Below are 6,802 nucleotides of genomic sequence, written 5' to 3'. Positions count from 1 at the left end.
AAGTAGTTTGTTTTGATTGATTTAACATGATTAACACACACTTTCAGAGCTTTTTATTTATTATAACGAAAAAGGGAAAAGCGAATCTAGCGCTTTCCCCTAATTTCTGTATTCGTTTTGCAGTGCCCTCAATTTGGGATGCTTTTTTCAATTCCTAATAAAACAAAAGAGCACTTAGACTATCTAAGTGCCTTTTGTATTAATCTACATCTTTAATCATGAACGTTGAAATTTCTGGGAATATTGACAAAAGAATAATTAATAGCACCATAATAACCGCGTATGGTATTACACCTTTTACAATTTCGTCGATTGTATTCGTTCGATCAATTCCTTTTAATACGAATAAATTTAATCCTACTGGTGGAGAGATCAATGCAAGTTCCATGTTTATTACCATTATGATCGCAAACCAAATTGGATCAAAACCTAACGCAATAATAATTGGATACAAGATTGGTAAAGTAATAACCAAAATTGAAATCGTTTCTAGGAACATACCTAAAATTAATAGGACAATATTAATCATGATAAAAATAATCCAAGGTGAAATATCTTGTGCAGTTGCATAGTTAGTTATAGTTTGAGGAATTTGTAATATCGTCATTATGTAACCAAGTAACATTGCACCTACAATAATGAATAAAATCATAGCATTCGTTTTAACAGTTGAGATAATAATTTTCTTAAAGTTTTCCCAGTTCAAATTACGGTAAACGAAAGCTGAAATTGCAAAACTTACTACCACACCTATAGCTGCCGCTTCAGTTGGTGTGAAAACACCAGTATAAATACCACCTATTACGATGACTGGTAACATAAGTCCCCAAATTGCAGTTTTGGTTGATTCCATACGTTCTTTCCATGTAGCAGGTTCATCTTTAATGTGGCGTGTTTGGTAAGAAGCAAAAATCATAAAGGAGACGGTCATAATTATCCCTGGTACAATCCCTGCAATAAATAATTTACCAATCGACTCACCAGTTACTGAACCATAAATAATCATCGGTACACTTGGTGGAATTAATATTCCTAAAGTCCCTCCTGCTGCAAGTAGCCCTAAGACGTGTCTCTTATTATATCCACGACGAACCAATTCCGGTAATGCCACAGAACCTACTGTTATAGCTGTCGCAACACTGGAACCTGAAATAGCTGCAAAAATTGCACAACAAAAGAGAGTTGCAATTGCGAGCCCACCTGGGAAATGTCGAAACCAACGGCTGGCCATTTCGTATAGGTCACGACCTACACCACTAATCAATAAAATTTGGCTCATCAGCACATACATTGGTAAGGCAGTCAATGAAAAGTCATCGAGCGCTTTATATGAAATTATCGGTACTTGCATAAAAGCAAACGTACCACCATTAAAAAAATACATCCCCGCTATTGCTAAAAAAGCGAGTGTAAATGCTACTGGTAGTCCAAGTAATAAGAGGGTACCCAATCCACCTACAAAGAAGATATTCATATATGTTCCCCTCCTTTATGGATACCGCCGTCTATGATTTGCAATGTAAATGCAAGGCACATAAGCACTCCCCCTACTGGAAGCATGATTTCCGGTAGGTACATTGGTATGCGCAATAATGAAGATGAAGTGACACCTAATTCCAACGTATTCATCACATGATGAGCACCATAAAAAGTGAAAATTAAACTAAATACTAACCCTAATGCATTTGACAAATAGGCAAGTAATGTTTTCATACGATCATTTACATTGTTTATTAATAAATCAACAGTTATGTGTGCATACGTCCGAACTGCATAAGCACTTCCTAAATAACAGCTTCCGATTATGGCGTAGATTGACAGTTCTGTTGCCCAAATAGTCGGTTTGTTAAATAGCCAACGTGAGATGACTTCATAAAAAATCATAAACGTTGTTAGGATAATGAAGAAACCAGAAATGTAAGCACCAATTTTAATAAGTAGGTCTGAAAAGTTGTATAGCGACTTCATTTTGGCCACTCCTCCTTACTGCTCATCAACCATTTCAAGCAGTTCTTTTCCTAAGTCTCCAGAGTTTTTAGTAAATGCATCCCAAGCTGGTTTTGCAGCTTCTTTCCACTCTGGTAAATCTTCTTCCGGTACTACATATACTTCCATACCTTTTTCTTCTAATTGTTTTGCAGTTGCTGCATCTTCAGATTTAGCTTGCGAACGTATCCAATCTTCTGATTCTTTCGCAGTTTCAGTTAATAGCGTTTGTGTTTTCTCTGGTAGTCCATCCCAGAACTTTTGATTCACTGCTAAAATAAACTCTAAATATGAGTAGTTATTGATTGTTAAATATTTTGCTACTTCATCATATTTTCTTTGTACCATTGCCGTTGTTCCTGATGTTGCACCGTCAACTGTATTAAGTTTAAGTGCCATGTATACCTCGCCACCGCCCATAAATACTGGCGAAGCGCCATATGATTTAATCATTTCAGAAGGGATATCTCCAATACTCCGAATCTTTAATCCTTTAAAGTCAGCAGGTGACTCAAGTGGTCGTTTGTTATTTGCAAATTGTGCATATCCGTAATCAGCAAACATTAAAACTTTTGCACCTTTTTCCTCCATAGCCGAACGTAATTTATCTCCAAATTCCCCATTTATCGCCTCTCCAGCTTTTTCGTAGTTGGTAAATACGTAAGGTACATCGAAAATTCCCATAGCAGGAACTGTACTTGACCAAAGTGTTGAAGAGTTTACACCCATTTCAACGCCACCAGTAAGAATTGATTGGTTCATATCTTTATCAGTTAATAATTGACCAGCAGGATATACTTGAACTTTTACAGCACCACCAGATTTTTCCGTAACATCTTTTGCAAATTGTTCAATACCTTTTGCAATGTGGTGACCTGCAGGTAAGTTATAAGCTAAACGAATCGTTGTTTCTTCGTAACCATCTCCCGTTGCATTTACAGCTTTTGTTTCAGGTTTTGATGTATTACATGCTGCCAATAAGAAAGTCGAAACGATTAAGAAAGTGATTAATTTCATCCATTTTTTCATGCTAATTTCCCCCTTGGTTGTTTTCTTTCAACATGTCTTATGCGCCCTAATGGGTTTTTTGATGAAAGACTTGCGGCAAAGTCTGCTGCTTCAAGTAATTTATCAAAATCTAAACCTGTGTTAATGTTCATGCGGTGAAATAAATACACTAAGTCTTCCGTTGCTAAATTGCCTGCTGCCCCAGGAGCGAATGGACAGCCACCGATACCTGATACTGCGGTTTCAAAAATTCTTACTCCAGCCTGATAAGCAGCGTATGCATTTGCAGATCCAAGACCTCTTGTATCATGCAGATGAATGGCAACAGGAGTATCAGCTGTTATTTCCAAAACCTTTCTCATTAATCGTTCAACTTGGTCAGGTGTCGCAATACCAATCGTATCTGCTATCCCGATTCGATCTGCTCCTGCCGCTTTAACTCGTTTCACTAAATCCAAAACTTTCTCTTCAGACACTTCCCCTTCATATGGACAGCCGAAGCTAACGGCGATTGAAAAGCATGTTTTAATGCCATCTTTTTTCGCGATGGGTTGAAGTGATTCAAACTGTTTAAAATTCTCATCGATTGTTAAGCCAATATTTTTTTGGTTAAACGTTTCAGTTGCAGAACTAACCCAATTAATTTCCGTGAGTTGATGTTCTTTAGCACGCTCGTATCCTTTTAAATTAGGTATTAGAGCGATAGGATTTAACTCTTCAAACTTCTCAACGGCTTTCAAAACTTCCGCAGCATCAGACATTTGAGGAACTTTATTTGGGTGAACAAATGAAGTAACTTCTATGGAAGTTACACCAGCATCTAAAAGATGCTTAACCAACTTTTCTTTATCATTTGTCGATATGATATTCGGATCATTTTGCAATCCATCGCGCGGACTTACATCAATAATTTTCACATATCCCATTTATATGACTCCTTGCTCTTTCAGTTTTTTGAACTTTTCAAAGGAGAAATTCATAAATTCTGTGTAAATTTCTTCGTTATGTTCACCTAAACTTGGCCCACTCCACTTAATTTCACCGGGTGTTTCAGACAACTTCGGCACAACACCTGGAACTAAAACTTTTTTACCATCCGGCAATTCAATTTCTTGAAGCATTTCTCTCGCCTTATACTGTTCATCTTCAACAATTTCTTTAATACCATAGATTGGACCAACTGGAACAGATACGTCATCCAAAATTTGTTGTGCTTCTCTCAATGGATGTCTTTTCGTCCATTCTTCAATAGTTGCATCGATAAAATCCACATTATCAGCACGGCCTTGATTGCTAGAATAAATCGGATTATTCGCTAAATCTTTTCGACCAATTGCTGTCATCAAACGTTGAAAAATTTTGTCACCATTGCCCCCAATGACTAAATGCTTGCCATCAGCACATTCATAAGTATTTGATGGTGCTATACCAGGTAACGTACTGCCAGTTCGTTCTCGTACAACACCCGTTAAGTCGTACTCTGGAAGAACCCCTTCTAGTAAACTAAAGACAGATTCGTATAGTGCAACATCAACAAGCTGTCCTTTTTTTTCTGCATCTTCATCTCTTGCACGAAGTGCCATGAGCGTTCCAATGACCGCGTATAATCCAGCTACTAAATCACCTAGCGCAATTCCTACTCGGACAGGCGGTAGATCTGGGTAGCCAGTTAGATAGCGAAGGCCACCGATTGCTTCAGCCACACTACCAAACCCAGGTTTCTCTCGGTACGGACCCGTTTGACCATATCCTGAAACTCGAGTCATGATAAGCGATGCATTTATTTTCTGTAAATCCTCTAAACCTAGTCCCCATTTCTCTAAAGTTCCAGGTTTAAAATTTTCAAGAACTACATCAACCTTTTCAGCAAGTTGTTTTATTATTTGCTGACCTTCGGCATCCCGCATATTTACGGTGATTGATTTTTTATTTCTTGATTGCACATACCACCATACTGATGTGTTATTATGCATCACTCGCCAACTACGTAGAGGATCGCCTTTCGTCGGTTCTTCAACTTTGATTACTTCTGCTCCAAATTCAGATAAAATTTTCCCAGCAAAAGGAGCGGCAACTAAGTTGCCTAACTCGAGTATTTTTATCCCATCTAATGGTTTTCGTTTAGACATTCTCAATCCTCCCGAGACTTTGAACTAAGTTTCATAAACTGAATGTAATCGCTTTCAATATGGGCTTTCATTAACTGCCTAGCTTTTTCTGGTTCTTGATGGACAATCGCTTGGAAAATTTGTTGATGGTCATGCATCGCATGTTCTATGTGGAGCGGATTTTCTTCAATAATCGATTTCCTATAAAAACTATTAACACCGCGAAGGTGAGAAATCATGGAAACAAGAAACGGATTGGCACTTGCCGAAATAATGGTTTCATGGAAATTCACATTGGCATCATGAACTTTCTTAATATCATTCGTTTCCAATATTTTCCCTATTTGAAGTAAGTTGATCCGAATCAACTCGATCTGTTCTTGAGTACGGCGCTCCGCAGCATAAAATGCAGCTAACGGTTCCATTTCTACACGACACTCATATAAATGTTGGAAATCTTGAATTGATGGTTCCACTACCGTTACTCCACCTGAAGAATTTACAAGTAAAAGTCCATCCTTTTCCAACATCCGTATAGCTTCACGAATCGGGCTCCTACTTACTTGTAGTTCTTCCGAAATCTTCTCTTCTATCAGTCTTTCACCAGGTTTGAGCCCACCCATGATAATAGATTCCTTTAAATAGTCATAAACTTGTGTTTTTAAAGTAGCTCTCTTTTTTACAATTTGCACGATGATAAACACCTCTTTTTAATTTCGTCGACTGTATACAATTTATCTCTATGTAAGAATAATCAAAATAATTAAAATAGTCAAAGGTTTTTTTTATTAGTTATTCTTAGTAGCTGTTCTTAAATACCTTTTTAAATTAATGGTCCATTTCAATAAGGCTCTGTTATTTATTGGCTATGCGAAACAATGCTGTTGATATTGAAGATCAATCGAGTGAGTGCATTTGCGCTTAGCATGCAGCAAGTTTTGAAAAATGAGAACAACAAGTATGTGGTTTTCATTCTTGTTGAATCATGCGGAATGTGCGAGAAGTCCAAATGTAAGATAAACGAAAAGATAATTTGACAGAGCCTTCAATAAAAAAACCTTCCACATGAGGGACTGACCCCAAAGGTTGAGACAAATTAAAACACCTTTACGTTGAAATTCGGGTATACAATACCTAAATCCAACTTGGAGGTGTTTTTACTATGGGTACAAGAATCAGTTATCCGGTTGAAGTAAAAGAAGAAGCAGTACGTTTGAGATTGGCAGGTGTCCCAGTAGCTGAAGTGATGGACCGTCTCGGCATAAAAAATAAAACACAATTAAAAACTTGGATGAAATGGTATCGAAACGGTGAAATCCACCGTTTTCAACAACCCGTTGGAAAACAATATACCTTCGGTAAAGGACCAGAATACGTCGATGAAGTGGAAAATCTTAAGGTGGAAAATCGCTATTTGAAACAACACATTGAGGTTTTAAAAAAGTACAAAGAGTTGGAGAGGAAGTGGTACCAAGAATAGCGTTACAAGCCTTTAATGAATTGAAGAAAACAATGACCGTCACAAAAATCTACAGCATATTAAACATTCCAAGATCAACTTATTATAGATGGCGAGAACAGTATCCTAATGAAATGAAGAAAACAGATTTAGAAAACAAAATTGGTTTACTATGCAAGAAACATCAATATACGTATGGTTACCGTATGATTACGGGGATTTTGCGAAAAGAGATGATCGT

General features: G+C 37.3%; 8 protein-coding genes. 2 read left to right on the top strand and 6 right to left on the bottom strand.

What is annotated here, in order from left to right:
- Positions 1-199: 199 nt before the first annotated feature.
- The 6 genes from C8K15_RS19525 to C8K15_RS19500 are packed head-to-tail and all read right to left on the bottom strand — an operon-like array spanning position 200 to position 5,794.
- Positions 200-1,474 (bottom strand): TRAP transporter large permease, encoded by a 1,275-nt coding sequence (locus tag C8K15_RS19525; RefSeq protein WP_108588053.1) that lies wholly within the window; start codon positions 1,472-1,474, stop codon positions 200-202.
- Positions 1,471-1,968 carry a TRAP transporter small permease gene (locus C8K15_RS19520; RefSeq protein ID WP_108588052.1) on the bottom strand — a complete coding sequence of 166 codons (498 nt, stop codon included), beginning with the start codon at positions 1,966-1,968 and terminating at the stop codon, positions 1,471-1,473. The genes C8K15_RS19525 and C8K15_RS19520 overlap by 4 nt, the downstream gene beginning before the upstream one ends.
- Before the next feature lie 15 nt (positions 1,969-1,983).
- Positions 1,984-3,015: a TRAP transporter substrate-binding protein gene (locus C8K15_RS19515; protein ID WP_108588051.1), complete on the bottom strand. Its 1,032-nt coding sequence runs from the start codon at positions 3,013-3,015 to the stop codon at positions 1,984-1,986.
- The gene (locus C8K15_RS19510; protein WP_108588050.1) at positions 3,012-3,920 is read right to left on the bottom strand and encodes a hydroxymethylglutaryl-CoA lyase; all 909 of its coding nucleotides are present in this window, start codon (positions 3,918-3,920) and stop codon (positions 3,012-3,014) included. Before C8K15_RS19510 ends, C8K15_RS19515 begins: the two co-directional genes overlap by 4 nt.
- Positions 3,921-5,123 (bottom strand): CaiB/BaiF CoA transferase family protein, encoded by a 1,203-nt coding sequence (locus C8K15_RS19505; protein ID WP_108588049.1) that lies wholly within the window; start codon positions 5,121-5,123, stop codon positions 3,921-3,923. It lies immediately after the preceding gene.
- 2 nt (positions 5,124-5,125) lie between these two features.
- On the bottom strand, positions 5,126-5,794 hold the full coding sequence (locus C8K15_RS19500) for a GntR family transcriptional regulator (protein ID WP_233260585.1): 669 nt from the start codon (positions 5,792-5,794) through the stop codon (positions 5,126-5,128).
- A 470-nt stretch (positions 5,795-6,264) separates the two neighbouring features.
- Between C8K15_RS19500 and C8K15_RS19495 the strand changes: the two genes are divergently transcribed.
- Both C8K15_RS19495 and C8K15_RS19490 read left to right on the top strand, forming a co-directional pair.
- Positions 6,265-6,582, top strand: a complete 318-nt coding sequence (locus C8K15_RS19495) for a helix-turn-helix domain-containing protein (RefSeq protein WP_108588048.1) — start codon at positions 6,265-6,267, stop codon at positions 6,580-6,582.
- Positions 6,567-6,802, top strand: a 236-nt coding sequence (locus tag C8K15_RS19490) for a helix-turn-helix domain-containing protein (protein WP_146173689.1), incomplete at its 3' end; no start/stop codon positions are given. The genes C8K15_RS19495 and C8K15_RS19490, both read left to right, overlap by 16 nt.

The sequence above is a fragment of the Paenisporosarcina sp. OV554 genome (assembly GCF_003058165.1).
GTDB lineage: Bacteria > Bacillota > Bacilli > Bacillales_A > Planococcaceae > Paenisporosarcina.
The sequence above is the reverse complement of the archived record's forward strand: the minus strand, read 5'-3'. Positions and strand labels throughout refer to the sequence as shown.